Annotated in this window: 22 protein-coding genes and 1 pseudogene; 13 read left to right on the top strand and 10 right to left on the bottom strand. The window is 60.8% G+C overall.

Annotation, left to right across the window (positions count from 1 at the left end):
• The first annotated feature begins 370 nt into the window (after positions 1-370).
• On the top strand, positions 371-1,399 hold the full coding sequence (locus E1809_RS21565; RefSeq protein ID WP_133206298.1) for a LacI family DNA-binding transcriptional regulator: 1,029 nt from the start codon (positions 371-373) through the stop codon (positions 1,397-1,399).
• Between the two features lie 36 nt (positions 1,400-1,435).
• On the opposite strand, the gene E1809_RS26875 is transcribed toward E1809_RS21565, so the two are convergent.
• The gene (locus E1809_RS26875) at positions 1,436-1,609 is read right to left on the bottom strand and encodes a hypothetical protein (RefSeq protein WP_165962446.1); all 174 of its coding nucleotides are present in this window, start codon (positions 1,607-1,609) and stop codon (positions 1,436-1,438) included.
• A 522-nt stretch (positions 1,610-2,131) separates the two neighbouring features.
• On the opposite strand from E1809_RS26875, the pseudogene E1809_RS21560 reads away from it, so the two are divergent.
• The 4 genes and pseudogenes from E1809_RS21560 to E1809_RS21545 all read left to right on the top strand — a co-directional run.
• Positions 2,132-2,373: pseudogene (locus E1809_RS21560) on the top strand (recombinase family protein); the annotation flags it as partial.
• Between the two features lie 44 nt (positions 2,374-2,417).
• The gene (locus E1809_RS21555) at positions 2,418-3,149 is read left to right on the top strand and encodes an arsenate reductase ArsC (RefSeq protein WP_235835711.1); all 732 of its coding nucleotides are present in this window, start codon (positions 2,418-2,420) and stop codon (positions 3,147-3,149) included.
• Positions 3,146-3,568 (top strand): arsenate-mycothiol transferase ArsC, encoded by a 423-nt coding sequence (locus tag E1809_RS21550; RefSeq protein WP_133206297.1) that lies wholly within the window; start codon positions 3,146-3,148, stop codon positions 3,566-3,568. Before E1809_RS21555 ends, E1809_RS21550 begins: the two co-directional genes overlap by 4 nt.
• Positions 3,569-3,606: 38 nt before the next feature.
• Positions 3,607-3,942, top strand: a complete 336-nt coding sequence (locus E1809_RS21545) for a hypothetical protein (protein ID WP_133206296.1) — start codon at positions 3,607-3,609, stop codon at positions 3,940-3,942.
• Positions 3,943-4,511: 569 nt separating this feature from the next.
• Here the strand turns inward: E1809_RS21545 and E1809_RS21540 are convergent.
• From E1809_RS21540 to E1809_RS21505, 8 genes are all read right to left on the bottom strand, one after another.
• A complete protein-coding gene (locus E1809_RS21540; protein WP_165962445.1) occupies positions 4,512-6,062 on the bottom strand; it encodes a sigma-54-dependent Fis family transcriptional regulator in 1,551 nt (516 codons plus the stop codon).
• Between the two features lie 106 nt (positions 6,063-6,168).
• The gene (locus E1809_RS21535; protein ID WP_133206294.1) at positions 6,169-6,384 is read right to left on the bottom strand and encodes a hypothetical protein; all 216 of its coding nucleotides are present in this window, start codon (positions 6,382-6,384) and stop codon (positions 6,169-6,171) included.
• Between the two features lie 299 nt (positions 6,385-6,683).
• Entirely contained in the window at positions 6,684-7,160 is a 477-nt protein-coding gene (locus E1809_RS21530; RefSeq protein WP_133206293.1) for a hypothetical protein, read from the bottom strand.
• Positions 7,161-7,411: 251 nt separating this feature from the next.
• Positions 7,412-7,657, bottom strand: a complete 246-nt coding sequence (locus E1809_RS21525; RefSeq protein WP_133206292.1) for a hypothetical protein — start codon at positions 7,655-7,657, stop codon at positions 7,412-7,414.
• Positions 7,658-7,799: 142 nt separating this feature from the next.
• On the bottom strand, positions 7,800-9,113 hold the full coding sequence (locus tag E1809_RS21520) for an MFS transporter (protein WP_133206291.1): 1,314 nt from the start codon (positions 9,111-9,113) through the stop codon (positions 7,800-7,802).
• 229 nt (positions 9,114-9,342) lie between these two features.
• A complete protein-coding gene (locus tag E1809_RS21515) occupies positions 9,343-10,110 on the bottom strand; it encodes a glucose 1-dehydrogenase (protein ID WP_133206290.1) in 768 nt (255 codons plus the stop codon).
• Positions 10,107-11,894, bottom strand: coding sequence for an oxidoreductase (locus tag E1809_RS21510; RefSeq protein ID WP_133206289.1), 1,788 nt, complete (start codon positions 11,892-11,894; stop codon positions 10,107-10,109). The genes E1809_RS21515 and E1809_RS21510 overlap by 4 nt, the downstream gene beginning before the upstream one ends.
• Entirely contained in the window at positions 11,887-12,825 is a 939-nt protein-coding gene (locus E1809_RS21505) for a dihydrodipicolinate synthase family protein (RefSeq protein ID WP_165962444.1), read from the bottom strand. The genes E1809_RS21510 and E1809_RS21505 overlap by 8 nt, the downstream gene beginning before the upstream one ends.
• Positions 12,826-12,936: 111 nt before the next feature.
• Between E1809_RS21505 and E1809_RS21500 the strand changes: the two genes are divergently transcribed.
• A complete protein-coding gene (locus E1809_RS21500; RefSeq protein WP_133206287.1) occupies positions 12,937-13,806 on the top strand; it encodes a LysR family transcriptional regulator in 870 nt (289 codons plus the stop codon).
• A gap of 116 nt (positions 13,807-13,922) precedes the next feature.
• On the opposite strand, the gene E1809_RS21495 is transcribed toward E1809_RS21500, so the two are convergent.
• On the bottom strand, positions 13,923-14,222 hold the full coding sequence (locus tag E1809_RS21495) for a YciI family protein (protein ID WP_133206286.1): 300 nt from the start codon (positions 14,220-14,222) through the stop codon (positions 13,923-13,925).
• A 346-nt stretch (positions 14,223-14,568) separates the two neighbouring features.
• Between E1809_RS21495 and E1809_RS21490 the strand changes: the two genes are divergently transcribed.
• From E1809_RS21490 to E1809_RS21460, 7 genes are all read left to right on the top strand, one after another.
• On the top strand, positions 14,569-16,032 hold the full coding sequence (locus tag E1809_RS21490; RefSeq protein WP_133206285.1) for an aldehyde dehydrogenase family protein: 1,464 nt from the start codon (positions 14,569-14,571) through the stop codon (positions 16,030-16,032).
• 88 nt (positions 16,033-16,120) lie between these two features.
• The gene (locus E1809_RS21485) at positions 16,121-16,468 is read left to right on the top strand and encodes a cupin domain-containing protein (protein ID WP_133206284.1); all 348 of its coding nucleotides are present in this window, start codon (positions 16,121-16,123) and stop codon (positions 16,466-16,468) included.
• Positions 16,469-16,485: 17 nt separating this feature from the next.
• Entirely contained in the window at positions 16,486-17,814 is a 1,329-nt protein-coding gene (locus tag E1809_RS21480) for a flavin monoamine oxidase family protein (protein ID WP_133206283.1), read from the top strand.
• A 40-nt stretch (positions 17,815-17,854) separates the two neighbouring features.
• Complete coding sequence (locus tag E1809_RS21475) at positions 17,855-19,366, top strand: APC family permease (protein WP_133206282.1); 1,512 nt, start codon at positions 17,855-17,857, stop codon at positions 19,364-19,366.
• Positions 19,367-20,277: 911 nt separating this feature from the next.
• On the top strand, positions 20,278-21,048 hold the full coding sequence (locus E1809_RS21470; RefSeq protein WP_165962443.1) for an SDR family NAD(P)-dependent oxidoreductase: 771 nt from the start codon (positions 20,278-20,280) through the stop codon (positions 21,046-21,048).
• Positions 21,049-21,625: 577 nt separating this feature from the next.
• The gene (locus tag E1809_RS21465) at positions 21,626-22,780 is read left to right on the top strand and encodes a PucR family transcriptional regulator (RefSeq protein WP_165962442.1); all 1,155 of its coding nucleotides are present in this window, start codon (positions 21,626-21,628) and stop codon (positions 22,778-22,780) included.
• Positions 22,773-23,528 (top strand): VOC family protein, encoded by a 756-nt coding sequence (locus tag E1809_RS21460; RefSeq protein ID WP_133206279.1) that lies wholly within the window; start codon positions 22,773-22,775, stop codon positions 23,526-23,528. Before E1809_RS21465 ends, E1809_RS21460 begins: the two co-directional genes overlap by 8 nt.
• Positions 23,529-23,596: the final 68 nt, after the last annotated feature.

Genomic DNA, 23,596 nt, shown 5'->3' with positions numbered 1-23,596 from the left:
GTTCTCGAGTGTGGAGGGTGCTGGGGGCTCAGATGCAGCACGGCATCCCTCCCTTCGGCGGGTCTTCATTGATCCCAATGTGATGCCCGTAACAACTGAGAGCAAATCTATACGATTAGATTCGCGAATTGCAAGATCTTTTCCATGTTTTCTAAGGTTTTCGCGGTGAAGGCTCTCGTGTTGATTGACGCGTTTAGATTTTCTTGGAAGACTCGGACTATGCCGTCTCCGATGCAGTCAGGAACCACTAGCCTGGATCCCAGGTGCCTTAGGCGGCGGCTGCGATTCCATGCGTGCGTCGGCTGGCTGTCTTCCTGCAGGGTGATTGTTGCGCCTGCTGCGGACGCTGGTATGGGGAAGGTGAACTAGCATGGTCGCCATGTCCCAACGTTCTGCGCCCGCGAAACCAAGCGCCACGCTCAAGGACGTGGCCAAACTCGCCGGGGTCAGTACCGCCGTGGTGAGCTATGTCGTCAACGGCGGACCTAAGAACGTTTCTCCCTTGAGCGAAGCCAAGGTGCGTGAAGCCATCCGAATGCTCGGGTACCGCCCCAACGCTGCAGCTCGGGCACTCCGAAGCGGATCGGCCGAGATGCTAGGCATCGTGGTCCCGGACATCACCAACCCATTCTTCGCTTCCCTCGCCCACGCGGTCGAGGAGGCGGCTGCCGCACGAGGCTACGCCTTGACGATCGCCAACTCGGGCCACTCGCTCGCCGTCGAACGCCGGCTCGTCGAGAACCTCGCCAGCCGCCGTGTGGACGGGGTCTTCCTGTGCAGCATTGTCGCTGAACCTGACCTCAGGGACCTCGAATCAGCGGAGATCCCGGCGGTCTTGCTCAGTTACACGGGAGAAGAGAGCGACCACTGCTCGGTCGGCGTCGGGCTCGAAGACGGCGGGCGGCTCGCTGTCGAACACCTCATAGGACACGGCCACGGTGACATCGGCCTAATCATGGGTTCCCTCGTCGGAGGAGTGCTCGACGGCCGGGAAACCGGGTGGCGGGCTGCTCTGGAGGATGCGGGGCTCCGACCCGGCCCGATCATGCGCATCCCGTTTACCAGAGAGGGCGGATACCAGGCCGGAGAATGGTTTTTGAACGCCACGAGCCGCCCGAGCGCAGTCTTCGTCAGCTCCGACCTGCAAGCTGTCGGCTTCCTCAGGGCCCTCCACGACTCAGGGGTGCAGGTGCCGTCAGACCTCGCCGTCGTGTCCTTTGACGGGTCAAAGGAGGCCGAGTACAGCATCCCCCGCCTCACGACGGTGGCCCAACCCGTCGAAGAGATGGCCCTTGCCGCCGTCGAAGCCCTCCTGGGGAACGGCGGACCGCAGCACAGCAGGACCTTTCCCGTGACCCTTATACGCCGCGCGTCCTGCGGCTGCGTCTCTGAGCGTTAAATCGGTCAGGTTCAGGAGGCCGCCAAGCCGCGATCTTCAGCAGGTTCTCGCCAGCAGGTTCTTCGCGTAGCCGATCACTGCCAGGTCGGCCATGTGGCAATTGTTCTTCGCCTCGATACAGTCGGGTCCCTGCGCCTGAAGAAATACCGGCAGAAGACCAAGATCCTCACCGCTTTCGTCGACGTCAGCTTCTACAACGCCCCACGACAAGAGAGATTCCCGTCCGTTCTAGTGTCGCTGCCGGCACCGACGTCAGATCCGGTCGTACTGACGAAAGGCGCGCCAGGAGCTCCTGCACCGACTGGCCGAAGGTGTGAAAAGGTCTGTGCCGGGATCATGCCTCACAGCCTTCTCCCCTGCTACCGGGCAGGAGGCGTTCGCGCCGTTCTTCGCCCACAAAGAGCAGTGCATCAGATCCCTGATGGAGAACGTGAACCGCACGCATGGAAGGGGACTCGTCGGGCGCGGCCACGGCGGCCTACGCCCCGGGCCGTCATGGCAAGTGGGTTCGCCCAGGCCACCACATATTGACGAATTGACCATTGTCACAAATTAACATTTCTGCCCTTTGCGTGACCTAGAATAAATGACGGCTTAAGTGACAAAATTCCATTCCAACTTTGTGACTGTTAGTTCAGTTTGGCGGTTGATTCGCCACTGGGAATGGCGGTTTCGGTGTCGCCGGAGGCAGTCTCTCGTGCTTATGGTGCCGGGGTCCAGTTGGCCCCGCCGTCGATCGTGGCCGCCCTCGCGCAAATGGAACACGAGATCAAACGTGAACGCATCATCGATTCCATCAGCAAACGCAGGGAAGCCGGAAAGACCTCGGCGGCTGGCCTCGCCTAATCACCGACAGCCAGATTCGAAACGCTATCCGCCTGGTCGAAGGCGGCGAGCCTGCCGCGCTGGTTGCCCGTGATCTCGGCATGTCCCGGGCGACGTTCCACAGGCGATCGCGGGCTCTTCCCCGCTGACTTGGCGGCCTGTCCTCCGGAATGGCGGCACCGTTGCGCCGGCATTGACCGGGCCCGCGTTGTCAGCCCACGCGGATGTCATTGTCAGCGAGGAACTCGCGGGAGCGGCCCATCTGGCGGTCGGTGGGGAAGGCGTACCAGTCTTCGCTGAGGTTCTCGCCGTGGACGAGGTCGCGGAACCGGGCGAAGGCACCTTTGCCCTCGATCGCGTGCTCACGCCGCTCCCGGAGGGCCTTATCGTGGCCCTGGCCAGGACCGCGAAGATCAGCGCCTACCTGCCCGCAACCACCGAACACTTCGCCAACGACCGGCTGGCTGCCCTGGCCACATCAAAAGGCGCCATCGTCTCCGAAGTCCCCGAGGTGCTCTTCGTCTGCGTGCACAACGCCGGACGTTCCCAGATGGCGGCGGCCCTGCTCAACGTTGAGGCCAAAGGCAGGATCCGGGTCCGCTCCGCGGGGTCCATGCCCACCTCGGAACTGGACCCCACCGTCCTCACGGCCATGTCCGAGATGGGACTGGACCTGAGCAAGGACTACCCCAAACCCCTCACCGACGACGTCGTCCGTGCCTCCGACGTCGTGATCACCATGGGCTGCGGGGACTCCTGCCCGATCTACCCCGGCAAACGCTACGAAGACTGGGACCTCACCGACCCTGCCGGCCAGCCCCTGGAGACCGTCCGCGAAATCCGCGACCAGATCCACCACCGCATCAAAACCCTCGTAGGATCACTCCTGAGCGCACCGGACCAGAAGGAAGAACCACAAGCATGACCGAAACCACCCACACCCCCGCCGTCCTGTTCGTCTGCAGCAAGAACGGCGGCAAATCCCAACTCGCCGCCGGACTCATGCGAGACCTCGCCGGAGACGCCGTCACCGTCTACTCCGCAGGCACCAAACCCGGAAACTCCCTGAACCCGGAATCCGTGGAATCCCTGAACGAACTCGGCATCGACATCACCGGCGAACACCCCAAACCCGTCACGGACGAGGTCCTCGACGCCGTCGACGTCGTCGTTGTCCTGGGCACCGAAGCCAAACTCGAACCCCACGGCGGCCCCCGGTTCGAGACCTGGGAGACCGACGAGCCCTCCACTTGCGGCATCGAAGGCATGGAACGCATGCGCCTGGTCCGCGACGACATCAAGGCCCGCGTCCAAAAGCTCTACGCCGAACTCGCCGAGAGCTAAACCGCGGACATTTCTTCCGTCACGAAGGAGACTGCACCATGGCTCCGACCCGGAAAGAGACCCTAGCCCGATACTGCCACGCCATCATGGAGCTGACACGCTGGCTGGAGACCGCGACCCCGTCGGACCTGCGGCGCAAGAGCAACGGAACCCGCTGGCCCAACGAGGAACTCCTCTTCCACATGGTCTTCGGATACATGATCGCCCGGGCACTCCTGCCGCTGGTCCGGGTCACCAGCCGCCTGCCCGGCTCTTGGGGCACGGGTTTCGCCGCCGCACTCAACTCTGCGACAGTCCCGTTCGACTGGGTGAACCACCGGGGATCCGGGGTTCGAGGGTTTCCAATTGCAGGTGGAGCGGACGTCGGTATCTGAGATCTCCCCACCCCCGCCTACGCATTCTGATTGGTGGCATCCTGTGTAGCGCTGTTGCCAAGTTCATTGCCGTTCCGAACTATTTCCAGGACTGTCAGGGAAACTCGACAGGAGCAGAGTGATAGTTCCCTCCCCATTCAAGGGCAGAGTTATGGTGCCCTTGAGGTCGTGCAGGAAAGGGACGGGCGTTGCCAGTCCGAAAGCCAAGGCTGTCGTTTGGGGCAACTCTATGGGGAGTAGGTATCCGGCCACCCTGGAAAATCGTCATCCGGCTTGTTCGGATTACGTGGCTGCGTGTATCGCACTGGGGGCCGTACGAAGTTGGTTTCCTCCGCGCACGCAGGTTGCCTCGTGACATGCAGCAGTGTTGATTCAAAAGATGTTTGCCGACGTTTCATCACGCCCTCCTTGGAATGCTGGGCCACGCCCAGATGCTGATATTTCGGGTCTGGCCAGCCCTCCATGAGCGACCAACGATGATACTCCCGTGCTTAGCTTCAATTTTTTGTTTGGCATTTCCGTTAGCTAGATCACGTTTTTGATCAGCCTCCGGGCATGCAGCGTGTGGGCTACTGGAGTCCGAGTGCCTTCATTCGCGTATATAACGTGGAGCGGCTGATGCCCAGCAATCCGGCCGCTTGAACCTTGTTACCTCTCACTTGGGACAGCACTTTGCGTATCGTGTCGAACTCTGCTTGTTCCAGGAGTCCAAGGTTTCTCCGGCGGACAGGCACCCGATACCGCAGCGGGAGATCGGTCAGAGCCACATCGCCACTGGATCTGACGGTCAGAACCTCGTCAAGCATGCCCTGCACTTCCCGATAGTTGCCGGGCCAATCGTGAGCTAACAGGACCGCTAAAGCCGGGGGTGAGAACCTAACGTTCCGGACCCCACGATCCGCCAGCATGGCCCCGATTATCGAAGCCAACTCGGGACGCCGTCCCCGTAGGGTCGGCAACTCGATAATCGAACGACAGCGTGTGGCGACTGCAGTGATGGAGTCCGGTGCTGCATCGGCCGTCATCACGACGCGTGCGCTCGTTTGGTCCATAACGTCGATGAGGATTTGCATCAACCGGGGATCAAGCAGGTGGATCGACTCTACGATCAGACTAGATGGTGACCGTTCGGCTAACGTCTGGAGGTCGGATGCCCATTTTTTCGCCCCTTCGACTATGGCAGCGCTGGCGTCAATTACGCGTGTGGGGCTGTCAGCCGTCACGCCGCGAGTTGCGGTGGTGCGGCCTGTCCCTGGTTCCCCGGTGATAAGCACGTGACCGGAGGCATCACGTGCACGGTTGAGCATCTCTGCTAGTTCGTCCGCGACGGTTTTGTAACGGACCGTTGCTCGGGGCACGGTTGGCGTTCCTTCTTCGTCTGCTAAGACACGAAACACCGCGCCTTGATCAGAAATCCGCTCGATGAGAACTGTTCGCTGGCCAATGCTCAGGTCCATCCGTACCCTGTCTCCGAAGACGACGCCGCGCTGCGTGGCAAATTCTTTGAGCACGGCAAGGTCACTGTTTCGTAGCTCCGTGGCCGCGGCACCATTCGTAAAAGTCTCACTTGGTTCGACCGCGACTACCGGCATCCGGCGGTGGGTTTCACATGCGGCGCGGAACGCGAGCAGCAGCGCAACTTGCGCATCAGAGTACGTGTTCAGTAGCCTCTGCTGGATCTCCCGGACTGCAGAGGTGAGGACTGGTTTCATCAGGGCTGGACTTTCACGTCCCGGGCCCATGATGTTGATCACACCTTCGAGACGCTTGGTGCCGGGCTGAAAGATGGGCAGACCGAAACAGATCTGGTCTCGCAAGCACTCTAGAAAGTGTTGCTCGCCGAGCACGAATACACCGCGTCTGGTCTCGATGGGTGTTGAGATTGCGTTGGTGCCGCTTGTCTGCTCCGTAAATTGGGCACCAACTACCACGCCCAACCGATCGGAGGCGGTGGCAAGATGTGCAGTGCCAAAAGTCCGGTGCAGGATGTAACCCTCATTGTCGGCAAGCAGCAGCCCAAAATTGGAATCGTGTAGCTGGTTTTCGAGGCCTTCAAGAATTGGCGTTGCTGCTCGCATAAGCCGGGACTGGAGATTCATTTCGGCGAGTTTGTCAATCACAATCCCGCTTCCTGGGTCCAGTCCGGCCAAGCTCGATCGATACCACGACTGGCGGATTTCCGGATCTGCGGGGGATCCCCCGTCACTCACGCGACTGCCGATGAGATCACGGATGGACATAGCCGCTCACCACCGGAAGATCGGTCCTCCACGAGACGGTATCCCGAGCGCAACCGTGCGAGGGAACAGGTCGCTGGAACATCTTTGCCGGGTCCATGAGGTCGTAGTCGACGGAGGGCGGTTTCCGGAGCGAGGACGCAAATGACCTAGCCGGGTAGTGCACGTGGCCGCCTGTGAGGTCGCCGGGAAGCGCATCGGTCATTTTGTGATCTCCGTCATGTGATCCGAAACTGGTAGTGACCAACGTTAGTCAGGCGGAGGGCAGGACAACATATGCATACGCCCCGTATATGCCCTGTCGCCTGTGCACGGCTACATCGTCGAGGCCACGGGGTGGCTCGCTGCTAAATGCGGGGCCGCCACGGGAGGGCCCACCGGCGGCAGAACACAGGTGGATGGAACCCGTACCGTTGTCATAGCCAACTGCTCAATGCCGTGCGGGTCTCTGGCCCCTTCCGTGAAACTCGAGGAACCCACTTTGGGTGCAGAGACGAAACTGTCCTAGTTGTCGAACAGCCGATGGATCCAACGCTGCTGTTTAGCTGGCGAAGCCGATGTAGCCTGCTGCTCAGACTGGGGCTCGTGGGTCCCGAAACCGGGTACGTGGATACCGCCGATCAAAATCCACCAGTAGGGGTCGTTCGCTCGGAGTTTCCGTGTGAGGTCAAAATCGCGGTTGCTTTTCCTACGTCCCAGCTTCGCACCGGCACGTCGTCGCAAGCAGATGGTCATTGCGAGGATTGCTTTTATTTCTTCCGGTATCGACGAGGTCAGACCCGTTCCCGTGGCTCCTTCCAAAGATTCATGCCGAACGTGGAGCAATGACTCGTGTCGGTAGTTTAGACCTGCCCAGGGTGTCGCAATGTAGCTGTCGATGTCGATGCCCTGATGCCAAATTGGGTGTCCCGACGCGTCGTTAGGTACGCGACGAGTATTCGGGGCGGCTTTGAAACCAGAAACGGCGGGGAGCTTGAACATAGTTCTCCTGCATCGGGATCGATATGACCGGGACACATCACGATTCATCGATCCGGGTCAGTGGGGGCCCGACTAATGAAAATGAGGGCTGTCTTCGCGCTGTGTGCATGGATGGTATCGGGAGGGCGCCTACCTGTACCGGCGAAGGCACCCGTAAAGAAGGCAGCCTTAAAGCGGTCGTCCGCGACGGGGCCGCCCGGAAGTTGCTTTGCAAATGGTCCGACTCAACTTAACCGCCGGTGTGTGTCCGTCTACGGTGCCGTAGCTCCTCTTGGACGCTTCGGTGGTTTTTCCCACTTGTAGTCGATCCAGATTTCGTAGCCGTCCCATCTTTGCACCATGGTGCGCGGGTTCACGCCATCTATGGCGAGCCACAGGATTGAGTTGTCGTCGGTGACGGCATCGACAACGCCGTTGCGGACGAACTCGTTGTGGAGTCGCACCTCGACGGCTTCACCTACCAAGGGCAGCCAGTCCGACTGAATGTGAAAACCCATTTGTCTTCCTCGAATCTATACGTCCTGTTGTGACGGAACTCCCCGTCCGCCCTGGCCTCGGGTTCTGTGAACGCCGGCGGCAGAGAACGATCGCGGGGACTGACTCCGACTAATAGAGCTTCGTTACCAAGACGCGTGTTGATCAGTTTCCGATGTGCACTTGGCCCTTTCGGGCGGCAAGGCTGTAAAGCCAAATGCTGATGATCGAAAGGGCGGCTGCATAGCTTGAGAACGCCCAGAGCATGTTCTGTTGTTGCGCCCATACCAAGATGTAGGAGGACGTCCCACCGAATATTGCTACTCCCAGGCCATAGGCCACAGCCATCCCGGTCGTCCTGCAGCCGGCCGGCATCAGTGTGGAGATGATGAAATTGAAAAGTGTCTGGTTAAGGGCGACAGCGATTCCACCGATCAGCATGACTGTCGCGAACGCCAGGATGTTTCGTTCGTTGTACAAGGTGATCAGAAACACGGCTGGTATCAGGGTGAAGCGGATGATGGTGAATACCTTCAGGTTGCCGTACTTGTCACACAAGGCCCCCACGTATGTTCCGGCGACAATCATGAGTATGCCGAGCATCGTTGTGACGGCGAAGATATGAGTCGGGTCTTCGTTGTATGCGGCGCGTGCCAGCCCCGGGAGGCCGACGGTCCACGCATAATTGGCGGTCTGCGTACCGGCAACCACAAAGAGGATCGCAAGGAAACCACCGCGGCTCTTCCAGACTTGTTTCCATACGTCTGCTGTCGACGGCGGCGTGTCCCCTTCGTGGTTTGCTGCTCCGGTTTCGGGCAGCGAACGACGAAGGTAGATGACAAAGATCCCGGCGATACCACCCACCAGGAAAGGTATCCGCCAACCCCACTCCGCCATGGCGGCCCCTCCGATGCTGGCACTGACGATGAACGACACGAGCGAGGCCAGCATGATGCCCGCTTGGAGGATCGAGCCGGAGACGATGGTAGTGAATCTCCCCTCGTGTCCAGGCGTGGCCATCTCCACAGCGGCCGAGTTGCCTACTGCTTGTTCGATACCGGTCGACAGACCTTGAATCAGGCGTGCACAGACCAGGGCTACTGCAGCCCATACTCCGATTTGTGAATAGGTGGGTAGCAGTCCCATGAGCAGGCTGCTGCCGGAAATGGCGGCGATGGAAATAACCAGGATCTTCTTGTGCCCGGCCCGGTCGGCAATGGGGCCTACGAAAATTCCAGCCAATGGCCGGGCAATGAACCCGACGGCAAAGACCATGAGGGCTGACAGAGTTGACGCGACGGGGTCATTGCCTGGGAAGAAGTGAGGCGCGAGGAGAGCTGCCATGAGGCCGTAGACGGTGAAGTCAAACCATTCGAGGGCCATGCCGCCGCCCAGGGCCATGGCGTGTCGTTTGTTGATTTTTCGGGTGCTTCCCCTGGCCTGGGTGACGGTTGGTATCGTCGTTTTTTGGCTCGTCATTGTGCCTCTTCCTTGGGTGGGTGTTGGGTGCGAGTGGACACGGAACCGGGATGGTTCGGCTGGTTCGTGCTTCAGACCAGGCTGCCCGTTTATGGAGCAGCCGGTGAGTGGCCCAGATACGGTGGTTATCCCCGGCCAGGTGACTCTGTCGAGAACTCAGCCGCTGAGCGGCCGGTGGCAAGAATGTGACCGCCGGCAAGGTCCCCGTCCTCTGTTTGCGCGGTGATCGTCAGATTGTTTGCCCGCCGTCGACATACCAGGATTGGCCGGTTACGAAGCCGGAAGCGTCTGATGCGAGGAAACTCACCGCGTTGGCGATGTCCTGGGGTTGGGCGAGTCTGCCCAACGGAATTCCTGTGCGGAAGACGCTGAGATCGCCCTCGATTTGACGTTCGGGTCCTACTCCCAGCCGTGCCCATTGTTCGCGTTGCATGTCGGTCTCTGTGGATCCGGGGTTGACAGTGTTCACCCTGATACCCTGTCCCGCTACTTCCAGCGCGAGGCACTGGGCCATCATCTGGGTGGCAGCTTTGGACGCGCAGTATGCGGCAAGGTCCAGGCGGGGTTTACTCGCGCAGTTGGATGTGATGATCACGATCGATCCTTGGGTTTCGTTTGCGATCATGGTGCGTGCGGCAGCGGCGCTGCAGAGGTAGGCCGCCCGGGTGTTCACTGCAAACTGCTTGTCCCAAAGGGCAATGTCGCCCGAGAGTAGTTCCCCGGGGTTGCAGACTCCGGCGTTGTTGACGAAGACGTCAAGGCCACCGAGTTGGCGCGAGGCGGCGTCGACTGCTTCGTTCACCGAGACAGGGTCTGTGAGGTCGGCTGCGACGCTGTAACCTCCGATTTCTGCTGCCGTGTCGGCCGCCGTCGCGGCGTCGATGTCGATGATCGCGACTTTTGCGCCTTGAGCGACGAGATGTGTGGCGATTGCTTTGCCGATGCCGCGGCCGGCGCCTGTCACGACGGCGGTTTTTCCTTTGAGTGAGGTACTCATTGTTGTGCTCCGATGTTTCGTTCGAATTGAAGTGAGTCGAGGTTTGCCTCCGCGACGGGGCCCAGGGCTGCTTCGAAGGCGCTGGTGATCGCTTCGCGTGCTTTGCCGGCCCGGGCTGCGTCACCGATGATGATGAGTCTGTCGTTCGGAAGGCCTGTCAGCCCCAGTGATCGGACGAGGGATCTGCCCCTGCCGACGCGGAACCTGTAGTAAAAGAAATCGCGAACCTTGTGGTTGCTGAAGATTCTTTTGACGGCCCCCGTCTGCATGAGGCGGGTGTTTAGGACTTTCTCCACCAACGGACCGATTCCTCCGCGGTATCTGGCGCCGGCGGCGATCACAATGAGATCGGCGTCCAGAAGATGGGCTGTTCTGGCATGGGCGGGTTCACCAAGGTGGAACGTGACCCCTGCCTGCCTGCATTCGTTTTCCAGATTCGAGATGTAGACGGCAAAGCTCGGTTCGGCGGCCTCAACGTCGTTGAAGATGGGTGCCTTCCCGGTGAGCAGAAAATTCCCGCCTACCCGGTCTCTTTTGTCGAGAATGCTGACTGTATTGCCGGCGGCGGTGAGCGCCGCGTATGACAGACCAGCCGGCCCGGCACCGATGACGACGATCTTGCGTCCGGTGGTCGGCTGGCTGGAGGCGAATTCCAGTTCCCGGCCGGTGGTCGGATTGACGACGCAGGAAAGGTTGTTGCCTCCGCGCATGTTGTTCACACAGTGATTGCACGCCAGGCAGCTTCGAACCGGTTTCCCTGCTTGGGCTTTGTTGACCCATTCGGCGTCGGCCAGCAGGGGACGGCCGATGGCCGTCATGTCCAGCTTCCCTTCGCTGATAGCCCTGCTGGCGACCTCTGGATCGCCCAGTCTCCCGACACCTATGACCGGGACCTTGACGCGTGCCTTGACCGCGGCGGCCATGTCCAGGAAGATCCCTTCCTTGTACTTCATGGGAGGGATCATGACTTCGGCGCCCGGAAGGGACCTGTAGTGTCCGGCCGTGACGCTGATCGCGTCGGCACCGGATTCGACGGCCCATTCAGCTACGGCGTAGGCATCCTCGGTGTGCAGGCCTTCGGCGTAGAAGTCCTCTGCGCCGAGCCGGTAAATCACCGGTAGTCCCGGAACCGAGGCTTTGATGCCTTCGATGATTCGAAGACCGAACCGGGCTCGGTTGCGCAACGATCCGCCGAATTCATCTGTGCGGACGTTCTCCGACGGAGAGAGGAACTGGGAGATCAGGTAGCCGTGCGCGCCGTGAAGTTCAACCATGTCGAAGCCGGCCCGTTTGGCGCGTGCGGCCGCGGACACGAAGGCGCGGATCGTTTCCTCGATTCGTTCCTTTGTCATCGCTTCGGGATGGGCTATTTCCTTTTCGATTTCAAAGACGGGAGTCGGTATGGCAGAGGGTGCGACGGGCTGTACTTGGGAGACCGCGCGGCGTGCCCTGCTGCCACCGTGCCCGAGCTGGATGGACGCCCGTGCGCCTTCGTCATGGATTGCCTTGACAATCGTTTCCAGTCCCGGCAGGAACTTGTCGTCGTAGTTGCCCAGCTCGTGGAAGCGGTGACGTCCTGCGACCTCGGGTGCTGCCATTTCGACCGTAACCAGCCCGACGCCCCCGCGGGCCCGGGCCTGGTAGTAGGCGACGGTAGCGGAGGTTGCAAAGCCGGCATTCGTCGAGTATCTGGTGGTCATGGGCGGCATGACCACCCTGTTTCTGATCTCGACGCCGCCGATCGAGATCGGCGTAAACAATGCCGAGGTCTGCAGGTCAGGCATGGACTAGCCCGGATTCGGCAATCGCCGTGCGCAGACCGGCCAGTTCATCGTCGCTGAGCGGCTGCAACGGTGAACGGACGTGGGCCTCATCGATGCCACCGGTGAGAGCAAGGATGTTCTTCATCCGGTTGTGTCCGTCGAGAAGCGGTTCCTTGTAGCATTCCTCGGCCAGCGGCCAGATCCTGTCCCACACCCTGCGGGCCTCGGCAAGGTCCAACTTGTTGACAGCCTCCCAAAGGCTGACGTGAAGACTGGCCACGATGCTGCCATGACCGGAAAGGATCCCGTCGGCCCCCACGCAGAGTGAGCTGAACAAGGACCGGCTGAAACTGGACAAGACGGCCACGTCCCTGTCGAGGGATTTCAGCGCCCGCCATGTCCGCTCGTAAATGACGATGTCGTTGGACCATTCCTTGACGGCTGCGATCGTTTCGATTTCCGAACAAAGCTGCATGATGCCATCGACGGTGAACCGCAAAGCCGAGAAGTGGGGGTAGATGAAGGCAACCAGGGGCAGATCCGTGGCCGACGCGATTTCGGCAAAGTGGCTGCGCGCCATTTCAGGCCGCTGATAGCCGCCACCATCCAGTACCGCCGACGGGAAGATCAACAGGCCATCCGCGCCGGCACGTTGGGCCCGAATCGCAGCTGCCGCGGCTTTCGCTGATCCATCTTCGTAGATGCCGGCGATGACGGGCACCTTCCCGTTTGTTTCCTCAAGCACGATATCTAGCTGACGCGAGCGTTCATCGTCTGTCAGTGTTGCCGTCTCCGAAGCATGGGCGTTGGTTGTCATGCCGGAGATGCCGGGTACATCCAAGAGCGACCGGAGATGCTTCCGCAGGTTTGCCTCGTCGAGGCGGCCTTCGGCCGTGAACGGCTGGAGATGCGCCGGAATGACGCCTGAAATCGAAAGGGGTGATAGTGCCATGGGAGTCTTCCTCTGCATCTGATGGGGTTCTGAGGTGACTCACGTTACGGTTGGCACAAATTGCTTGTGAAATGCCGTTTCCACATCCCTTATGCGTGGTACGTATAAGGGATGGATCTCGAAAATCGGCTCGTCAACATTGAGTTCCGCCATCTCCGGGCTCTGATTGCAGTCGCCGAAGACTTGAACTTCACGCGGGCGGCGGAGCGTCTTCGAACTACTCAGCCGTCGCTTAGCCGTACCATTGCCAGCCTTGAGCAAACCCTGGGAACGGTTCTTGTGCGGCGTGATCGTCAGTCCGTGGACTTGACCGCGGCCGGGACGCGCTTCCTCCCTTACGCGAGGCTCGCACTCGGCGCCTTGCAAGAAGGTGTTGAAGCGGTCACCGGACCGCCGCTGGTGCTGCGCATTTGTTTCGCCGGGGTCCTTGCCGAGATAACAGGGCCGGCAGTGAAGACATTTGAGAGAATGCAACCGGGCATTCAAGTGGACATCCGTCGATACGACGACCCCATGGCCAGGCTCTTGGAGGGACGCTGCCATCTGGCTTTCCTTCTCGGAGCTCCTAACAGCCCGGCCCTTCAAACCCTTGTACTGACTGAGGAAGTCAGGATGGTAGCGCTTCCTGCCGGTCATCGACTCGCGCGCCAGGACACCATCACCTTGAGGGAGCTTTCCCACGAGACGTTGGTAGTCAATGTCCTCGCGGGCACCACCAGCGTCACCTTATGGGATGAATCCGACAGGCCCACGAAATCCGTGCGGGTGCGGAACATCGACGAGTGGATGGAAGCAATTGCCCTTGGCCGGGGTATCGGTGTTACTCCCGCGTCGACCGCACGGTTTTACAGTCACCCGCAGATTGAATTCCGCGCTCTGTCGGATGCACCGCGCGTACCCGTTGTTCTGGCATGGCGGAAAGGGGACCCCCACCCGAACATCCCTGATTTCACTGAGGCCGTCAAGGCGTCGTTGATGTGACTTACGACCGGACGATCGATTTGCCGGGCTCGGGCGACGAACGCGCCGGTAACGTGGTTGATGCCCGGCTCAACGGGCCGGGCTGATCCTTGGGCACTAGTACATGCATGGACCAGTCACGCTGAGTGCCGGTAACGCCCAAGTTCGGATGAAGTCTTCGTTGGCAGGAATTCAGTCACCGAGTATTCAGCCAGCCCGTGCTCCTTGAACGGGTCATCCTCCAGAACCGCCAGAATCTCCGAGCGGTTTCCAGCTGCCAGAATGACGCCACCGGTCCATGGCTCTTTCCGGCCAGACGCCAAGAACATCCCGGCCCCGTACTGCCGTTCGAGGAAGGCCCGATGGTCATTCAGGTGCCGCTCTACCTCCACGGGATCCGCGGTGTAAATCAGGTCAATCACAAATAGGCTGGTCATCCGGTAGACCGTACCAGAGCTTTTCGCCGCAAAGTCCGCCCACCAGTCCACCACTCCCCCAGGCTGCCGTCGACCAGTCCGTCGCCGCCGCTACCAGAGACCAAGTCCTCCGGGCGGCCGAATTTCCAAGTCGACGGTAGGTGGGTTACGCCACAGCAGGCCGGGAAATTCCAAGGACTTCCTGGGCCTTTCCGGGTTGTCCCTGCATCCAGGTTTCCAGCGATCAACGCCAAGATGTCCGGTTCCTGAACAGTTACGGGTCCCGGTCTTGTTGGACGATAACGCTATCGCCGATCGGGGGATCGGCCACCAAGCAAAATCAGAACTCAATGGAGAGGGAGCCCAGATGACGCTCCAGACGGATCCCGCACTGACCACGATCGACCTGTCCACAAGGACCTTCAAGCAACTGATTGACGGGCAGCTGCTCGAGGGCGCATCCAGCCAGTCCGTCATCGATCCGGCGACTGGTGAGGCGTTTGCCGTCGCGCCTGTCGCGGACGAGCAGCAGGCAAATGAAGCCTGCCTCGCGGCGGCACGGGCATACATTGGGTGGCAAAAAACCGCTTACAGTGACCGCACGCACATCCTTGAGCAGATCGCCGTGCGGATTGAAGAACGCCGCCAGGAGATCGCCGAGATCATCACCCTTGAGAACGGCAAGCCGATTGCTGAAGCGGAAGGAGACGTCGACGCTGCAGTGACGTGGCTTCGGTACTTCAACAGCCTGCGCCTCGACCCCGAAGTCCTGCGCGAGGATGAGGAATCGCGCATCGAGGTCCACCGCAAGCCGCTGGGCGTGGTCCTCGGGATCATTCCGTGGAATTTCCCGTTCTTTCAGACCATCTACAAGCTGGCCCCGGCGCTGCTCGCGGGCAACACCATCGTTCTCAAGCCCGCACCAACCACTCCCCTCAACGCGATGATTGTCGCTGAAATCGTCCATGATCTCGTACCGGCAGGCGTCGTGAACGTGGTGGGCGACGGCGGCGAAATCGGACCGTACCTGAGCGCCCACCCCTCGATCGCAAAGGTCTCCTTCACCGGATCAACCACCGTGGGCAAAAAGGTCTTGGCCAGTGGTGACACCGTCAAGCGCGTGGTCCTTGAACTTGGCGGCAACGATGCTGCGGTGGTGCTCGCCGACGCAGACATCCCCGCCGTCGCGAAGGGAATCTTCGAGAAGGCCTTCTGGAACACGGGCCAGGTATGCATCAACATCAAACGGATCTACGTACACGCTTCGCAGTACGAGGAGTTCTGCAGCGAGCTCGCCCGGCATGCTGCGAAGGCCAAGATCGGCCCCGGCATGAACAGGGACAACGAATTCGGGCCTCTGCAGAACGCCCGCCAGCTGCAGGCCGCCAAGGCCGCACTGGACACCGCTGCCCGCGACGGGAAAATCATTGCCGGCGGAAACGTGATCGATGGGCCCGGGTACTTTGTCGAACTGACCGTAGTCCGCGACATCGACGAGTCCAGTCCGCTGGTCTCTGAAGAGACCTTTGCCCCCATCCGCAGTGTCCTGAAGTACGAGGACATTGACGAGGTCATTGAACGGGCCAACCGGACCGACTACGGCCTGGGCAACTCCGTCTGGGGCAGCGATGTGGAGCGTGCGACGACCGTCGCCCGGCAACTTGAAAGCGGAACGGTGTGGGTGAACACCCACTCGGCAGTCGCGCCGGACGTCCCGTTCGGCGGACGCAAGCAGTCAGGCCTGGGCGTTGAATTCGGTATCGAAGGACTTCTGGAGTTCACAGACAGCTCCATAATCCATATCGCCAAACGTGCGAACCCGGGTACCTGAACCAGCCACCGAACCGCGCAATTTCGCCGGCCGGTCTGGTGACCGGAAGCCTGGCGAATCAGAATGAAGAGGAAGGTAAGAAATACAAATGATTGAGCTTTCAGTCGCAACAGAAGACCTCAGTCTTCCCGAGGACTACCCCTTGGAGAACGTTCTCTACGGAACACCGGCCGCCAAGGTCCAGTGGCTCCGCACGTCCACTCAGGGCGAAGGCCAACTGTATGTCGGTGTTTTTACATGCGAACCGTGCGGGGTCGAAGATGAGCTCCTCGGTGACGAATCTGTCTACATGTTGGAGGGCCGCATGACCGTCGAGGTCATAGGTGGCGAATCGGTCTCCTTGGGCGCCGGCGACATGGCTTCGTTCCCGAAGGGAACGAAGACCGTTGTCCACGTTCATGAGCCCATCAAGAAGTTCTTTGTAATCAGCGGATAAAGGGTAGAAGAAAGAAAATGAGCAACAAGTCTTACGACGTTATTGTCATCGGCGGCGGATTTGCCGGTGTCACCGCCTCCCGCGAACTCGGGCGCCAGGGCTACAAAGTCGCGCTACTTGAGGGCCGCGACCGCCTCGGGGGACGCACGTGGTACAAGGATGACGCACTTCCCGGTTACTCGCTGGAGCTGGGCGGAACATGGGTGCACTGGTTCCAGCCGCACGTGTACTCCGAAATCACCCGGTACGGCCTCGAACTGGTCGAAACCGTTGGCGTTTCGGCTCCGGAACTGGCCGCCACGGTGAGCGGCGGCAAACAGAGCATCCGGAAGTTCGACGAGGTGGGCGACACCATTAACTCCGTCATGGAGAAAGTGGTCGAAGGCGCCCGCGAGGTGTTCGACCAGCCATTCAGGCCGTTCCTGCATCCTGAAGCCCTCGCAGAGGTGGACAAGCTGTCCATCCAGGACCGCATCGACTCGCTGGACATCTCCCAGGAAGACAAAGACCTCGCCAACGGTCTCTGGGGTGCCATGGGGTCAGCCCCTTGCAAGGACGTCGGCGTCGTGGCCGCCATGCGCTGGTACGCACTGAGCGATTTCAACATCCAGACCATGTTCGACGCGGTAGGCCGTTACAAGTTCAAAAACGGCACACGCTCCTTGATTGACGCAATCGCCAACGACTCGCTGGCGGACATCCGGCTCAGCACCCCCGTTGCTTCAGTCGAACAAAACGAAAATGGCGTCAACGTCACCACCCGGGACGGAGAAGTCCTGACCGCTGCCGGGGTCGTCGTTGCAGTTCCAATCAACACCCTTGGTTCCATCAAATTCACCCCCGAGCTCTCGTCCGGCAAACAAACGGTCGCCGCGGAACGCCAGGCCGGCCGAGGATCAAAGGTATGGGTGCGCGTCCGCGGGGACCTGCCCAAGCCGTTTTTCGCCGTAGCCCCTGACAACCATCTAATCAACTACGTGGTCACGGACAAGATCTTCGACGACGGCCAGATCCTGATAGCGTTCGGTCCCGACGGGGCCAATACCGACGCCGACAACGTCGAAATGGTGCGCGAGGAGCTGGGCAAAATCTTCGGGGATCTCGAAATCGTCGAGACCGTCGGACACAACTGGGCCAACGATGAATTCTCCCAAGGCACCTGGTCCATGTTCCGCCCCGGCCAGACGATCGAGCACCTGTCAGAACTCCAAAAGGCCGAAGGCCGGGTCTTCTTCGCGGGATCGGACATCGCCAACGGCTGGAACGGCTTCATCGACGGCGCCATCGAGTCCGGCATCCGCGCCGGCCGCGAAATCCGCGGCCAGCTTTTAGGACAGCAGATCTAGGCAACTCCGCCTCGGAAACAGCACAGAGAAAGACTACAAAATGATCGAGATCGACACCGTCGTCGGTACCGAGAGCCGTCGTCTCGCCAAGACTCTTACTTGGCGAGACGGGATGGCGCTTGCAATGACCTTGCCCACCGGCCTGTTCGTAACCTTCGGATACCTCATGGGTGTCGTCGGGGCATGGACTGCCATCACCGTGTGGTGCGTGGGAGCAGTCATCAGCCTGCTCCAATGTTTCGTGTTCGCCGAGATGGCGGCAATGTTCCCTCGAGACTCAGGCGGCGTAGCACGCTATGCCATCGAGGGCTGGAAAAGGTACTTCGCACCGCTCGGCGCCATGGCCGCCTTCGGTTATTGGATCGGCTGGTCGCTGTCAATCTCGATGGCATCAGTTGTCCTCGGGCAACTCGTCAAAGACACCTGGTTTCCAGGCAACGACCTGAGCTTCACCATCTTCGGAAACCACCTCGGCCTTGAGCACATCATTGCCCTGGGCGCCATGCTGTTCGCTTGGGCGTTCAACTATTTTGGCCTGAAATTCGGCTCAGCTGTGAACAAGTTCCTGGGACTCTTCGTCATCATCGGCCTGGGTGTGGTGACGGTCGGGTGCCTTGTTAGCCAACCGTTGGACTTTTCCGCCAAGAACATGACCTGGTACGTCAACGGGGACTGGCGCACAGTCGTAGTGGTCTTGTACGTGACCGCATGGGCGGTTTACGCCAGCGAAATCGTCGCGTCCTTCGCCCCCGAGTACAAGAACACCTCAAGCGATACATCCAAGGCCATGACTCGCATCTCGATGTTCATGATCGTGCTGTTCTGCGTGGTCCCAACCGTGCTCGCCGGCACCCTCGGCGAGGGCACGGTGCGCGACAACCCGGTTACGTACGTATCGGTGGCGTTCGGCAGAGTCTTCGGCGGTGCAAGCTGGATCGGCACGATCGTGATCGGCGCATCCTTGCTGATCGCCATCATCTCCACGACGGCCGACGGCGGCAGGGCACTTTACGGCCTGGCCGAAGAAGGGATGACCATCAAGCAACTCCACTGGGTGAACCGCTGGGGCGTGCCCGGACGCTCGCTCACGCTCGACGTACTCCTGAACGCCACAGTCATGGTTCTCGTCGGAGCACCGGTAAGCATCCTGCTCGCGAGTAATCTCGGGTACTTGCTGTCGATCATCCTCGGCCTGTCCGCCTTCCTCCTGCTGCGCAAGGACCGCCCGGGCTGGCCGCGTCCAATCCGTCGCGGTCGCGGCTGGATTCCGGTAGTCGTCGTCCTGGTGGCATTCAACGTCTTCATTACCGCCGTCGGCGTCGCCAACCCCGAGCTCCTAGGCTACGGCGACTTCCGCGACACCCTGGTCGCCGTCGGCATTTTGTTGCTGTCCGTCGTGCTCTACATCTACCGACGCGTCGTCCAGGACAAGAAACCGATGCTGTGGCGCCTCCCCGCCCCTGCCTTGCCGGAAGGCGAAGACGCGATCGCTCTCCAAGAGGAAATGCGCCAGGTCCAAGCGGAGCGTGCGACCCGGCGTCGACCACAATGAGCATGATGCCACGCATGATGTGAGTTTCATCGAAACCCCGTGAAGGGCGGCCTGACCGCATGCACAAGGCAGCGCCGCGCAGGCAGGCGCGTTGCAACTGTCAGGCCGCCCTCCAGGTCAGGCTGTCACGCCCAGCGCCGGGCTGGGGGCGAATGGGAGCATCGGCCCCAGTCGCGGTTCGCCCCCTTCTTGCCGCACCAGGGTCCGGCGAGCGGCGCGACCCGAACCCGCGAACTTTTCAGGGCCAGGCCGCCGGAACGAGTCCTTACCCTTCGCCGGTACCGGCGCGGTCCGTGGTCCGGAGCGGGTTGGCCAAGGAATTCCAGGAAGCGGGTAGCGAAATGTAACGGCCTGCCGCGCGGCGTGGACCTGTTCTTCCCAGCCACCAGACAGGAGTCGAACATGGCATTACTCAAGTTCCTGAGGTGGCGCCTGCCCGCCAGGATACGTGCGGACATGCGCCGAAACAGCGAACCTGCCGGAGCGGACCCGGCTCGGAGCATGCAGCACATCCCGGGCATGTCACCGAAGCCCGGCAGCAGGCACGGCAGCACCGTGGGTGAAACCACAGATGGCCCCGGCCTTCGGAACAATGGCCAACAACTTCAGAGCAAAGCGTGCGGGAATTTCAATCCGATCATTCTTTACCCGATGCCGTGATCCCAATGCGGTGGTGCTCCTGGCCAACAAGGGCCTCACCGTCGAGTCGAAGCGGGACACGATCTGCCCGGAACACCAGGACGGATGACTCACCCTCCATTCCATCTCACCGCAGGTGTGCCCCGTGCTGGACGGCACATCCACAACAGCGCAAAGGCTCGTGCTGTCAACTGAACCGGGCTCCCCTGCGACACGGCAGGAGTTTTGCCCGGCGCCCTACACAAAGACACGCAGTTCGAAAGGAAGCAGACGTGACCGACACGGAAAATCAAGCAAGCCGGCGTGTGATAGTCACCGGAGGGACCAGAGGGATTGGGCGGGCATGTGCGGAACACTTCGCTCGAGCCGGTGATCGCGTCCTGGTGTGTTCGCGGACCGCTTCTGAGGCGGCGGCCGTCGCTGCCGAACTTCGGCGGTTCGGCGGAACCGTCGAAGGAGTCGCTGCAGACCTCGCCGACCCGGAGGTTGGCAACAAGGTGGTCGGGCGATGCGTGGACCTGTTTGGCGGCATCGACGCGCTCATCAACAACGCCGGGATATTCGAGTCCACTTCCCTGGTTGACGTCACCGCCGAAGACTGGGACTCAACGATGCACACAAACCTTCGCGGGCCAGCCCTTACCTCTGCTGCAGCAGCAAGAGTCATGCGGACGGCCGGCAGCGGCCGCATCGTCAACATCGCCTCCATCAATGGACTGGCGCCCGAGGCGAATTTCGCTGCCTACAATGCCTCCAAGGCCGGACTGATCTCACTCACGAGGACATCGGCCATTGAGCTCGCCGATGCGGGAATCCGAGTCAACTGCATTGCGCCCGGCCTGATCCGAACCCCGATGGCCGAGCCCTGGATCACCGGCCTGTCGGATGACGTGGTCGCCCGCTGGGCGCCGATGCGCCGCTTCGGTTTGCCCGAGGAGATCGCGACAGTTGTCGACTTCCTGATCTCCGACGCTTCAGCGTACATGACAGGCGAAACGCTGACGGTTGATGGCGGGACCCTCGCACGCCAGCCCGTTCTCTAGGCCGGCAGGATATGGCGTCGAGCAGAAACCGATCGTCGAACACTATCGGCTCGAAGCCGACCAGGACTCAGCGGCCGTGCGAGTCTGTTTGGGTCAGACCGGTGCCGCCAAGGCCCACGCCGAAGACTGCAGCACCAATATCAGACAAAACAGCACGGAGCCCTGAATGACGCAAGATCACAAGCCCCACGATCCCGCCTCGGCACGGCGGTTGTACTTAACCGCGAAATACCGCCAGATCAATCGAAAGTCCGGTTCGATACCGACATTGGACGATGCCAATGACGACCCTCTCGAGCTACCTTTTGGTGTGGTCCATCTGCGACGAGACGGTTCCACAGATACGGTCTGCGGAACACCCGCCCAAGCCTGGCCAGTCTTTGTCCACCTTGCCATCGCGGAGGCCGAAACGCTTTGCCCGGAGTGCGCGAACGCGGTTCAATGACGTCCTGGCTGCACGCTTTTGACGACGGCACCGCTGGGCCGGGACTGCCGTAGCCCATGACACCGCAACCCGGCGTCGGCGGTACCGGACCTGGCAACTCCCAGAAAGCGTCCGGAAGGTATGATTCCAGTCATGACGGCGGCTGATTCCAATTTTGCCGACCACCGAGCATTAGCCGACGCACTTACCGCGGAAAGGCCTTTACACGCCCTGGTCAGAGCGCTACATCGCATCTCGTCCGCGCCAGTGGCCGTGATCGACCTGCGCGGCGGTGTGCTGGTCAGTGTGCCCGAGCGGGCGGAATGGGAAGCGGAAGAACTGGTTGCCGTGTCTCCCCCGGCAGACAGTCCGGTGGCTGGATGCATCCTTCGCTCCGTTGAGTTGGAAGGAGAACCGGTTGCCGTGCTGGCGATGCGTGGACAAAGCGCGCCAGCCGAACTGCTGTCCTTCGCTGCCACCTTGGCCGGTATTGAGCTCTCACGCCGGCATGCCATCTTGAGTGGACGAAGAGAACTTCTAGGTCAGGTACTTGAAGACGTCATTGCCGGCTATCTTGGCGAGCGAGAAGGCGCACGACGACTCCTTGACCATGGCCTTGATGTGAGTAAGCCGCATGAGGTGGTCGTCGGCTCGGCCGAAGGTTCGCCCCGCCGGCTCCGCTCGTATCCGTGGAACCTGCACACCCTTCTTACCCAACAGAACGATCCACACCTTCGCACGATCGTGGACGAGAGATTGGTCTTGATCGTCCCGGAAAAAGCCGGCCTGTTCGTGGCGAAGCTCTGCCACGAACATTTGGCCAGCTTCGGATCGAATGCGCGTGTCGGGGTCAGTAAACCCCGCCTTGGGGTACGAGGTTTGAGACTGGGCTACTTCGAAGCGCGCAACGCGCTCAGTGAAGGGTACGGTGTTCATGTGCACCGGACCCAGGATCTGCCGACGGCCCTGCTTATTGCCAGTCTGGAAGCGGGGGCGCCGCTTGGCGACTTGTCGGCCGAAGCCCTGGCGCCCCTACTGGAGTATGACCAAAAAAACGACACCTCATTGGTCGATTCACTCCGCTGCTACCTGGGAAAAGACGGCGACATGAGCGCGACTGCCGCTGAGCTGTTCGTACACAGAAACACTCTCCGCAATCGTCTGCGGCTCGTCGAAGAACTCACCGGGCGCGACGTGTCATTGCCGAGCAACTACGCCCATTTCTGGCTGGCCACTTCCGGTCTGGACCTCAGCACCGGAGCCAACCTATCCTCACTTTTCGAACGAGGCACGGCACAGGATGTCTGATAATGCCCGGATAGCCATCGAGAAGGTCCTGTTCCTGGGCGGCGAATCAGATGCCGCCCGCGCATTTTTCGACCTGGTAGCGCATCAGGAAAACGAAGAATCCGGTCCTGACCCGAAAGTGCTTTTTGTTCCCTCGGCCGGCCCGAGGACACCACAGGAAGGTGCGTGGGTTCCGTGTTTCGGAAGCAACGACAAAAACGCCTTGATCCGCCAGGTCTTGAATTTCGGCGCTCAGCTTGTTTCCACCCTGACTGTCGACGGAAGAGAGCTCAGCCTGTATTCCGCGCCCGATCAAGGGCTTTTCGGAATCACTGCCCTGGCCGACCCGAGACCGCATTCAGAGGCTCTTGGGGAGGTCGCGTTCATCGACCTCTACACTCCGTTAGCGGAAAAAGCCGCCAATTACTACGCAAACGCGCTGTCGTGCCGTGTGATTCATGAGCAGGTTCCGACCCCGGGCGACTACCGGTTCCTGGTCTGGGGCGTCGAGCCCGTTGCCGGGGTGGTCGACATGCTCGACGTCCTTCCTGCAGCCGTTCCACCCCACTGGATTCCATACTGGCGCGTGCTTGATCTGGAAGCCGAAGTAGCGCGCCTGAGCGACCTCGGAGCCCGCGTCCGTGTACCGGTCACCGATTCCGCCTTGGGTCCTTTCGCCCTGCTCGCAGACCCCTTCGGCGTTACCTTCGGCCTGCAGACGCCCGCCTCGGACACACTTCTCCTCGAACACGGCAGATCCCACACATGAATGTCGGCACGCACAGGTAGGGCCTCTTTCACGGTGCGCATGCCTATGTTTCCGCGCAACCCTCATGA

Source organism: Arthrobacter terricola (assembly GCF_004354015.1).
Classification (GTDB): Bacteria; Actinomycetota; Actinomycetes; order Actinomycetales; family Micrococcaceae; genus Arthrobacter; species Arthrobacter terricola.
The sequence above is the reverse complement of the archived record's forward strand: the minus strand, read 5'-3'. Positions and strand labels throughout refer to the sequence as shown.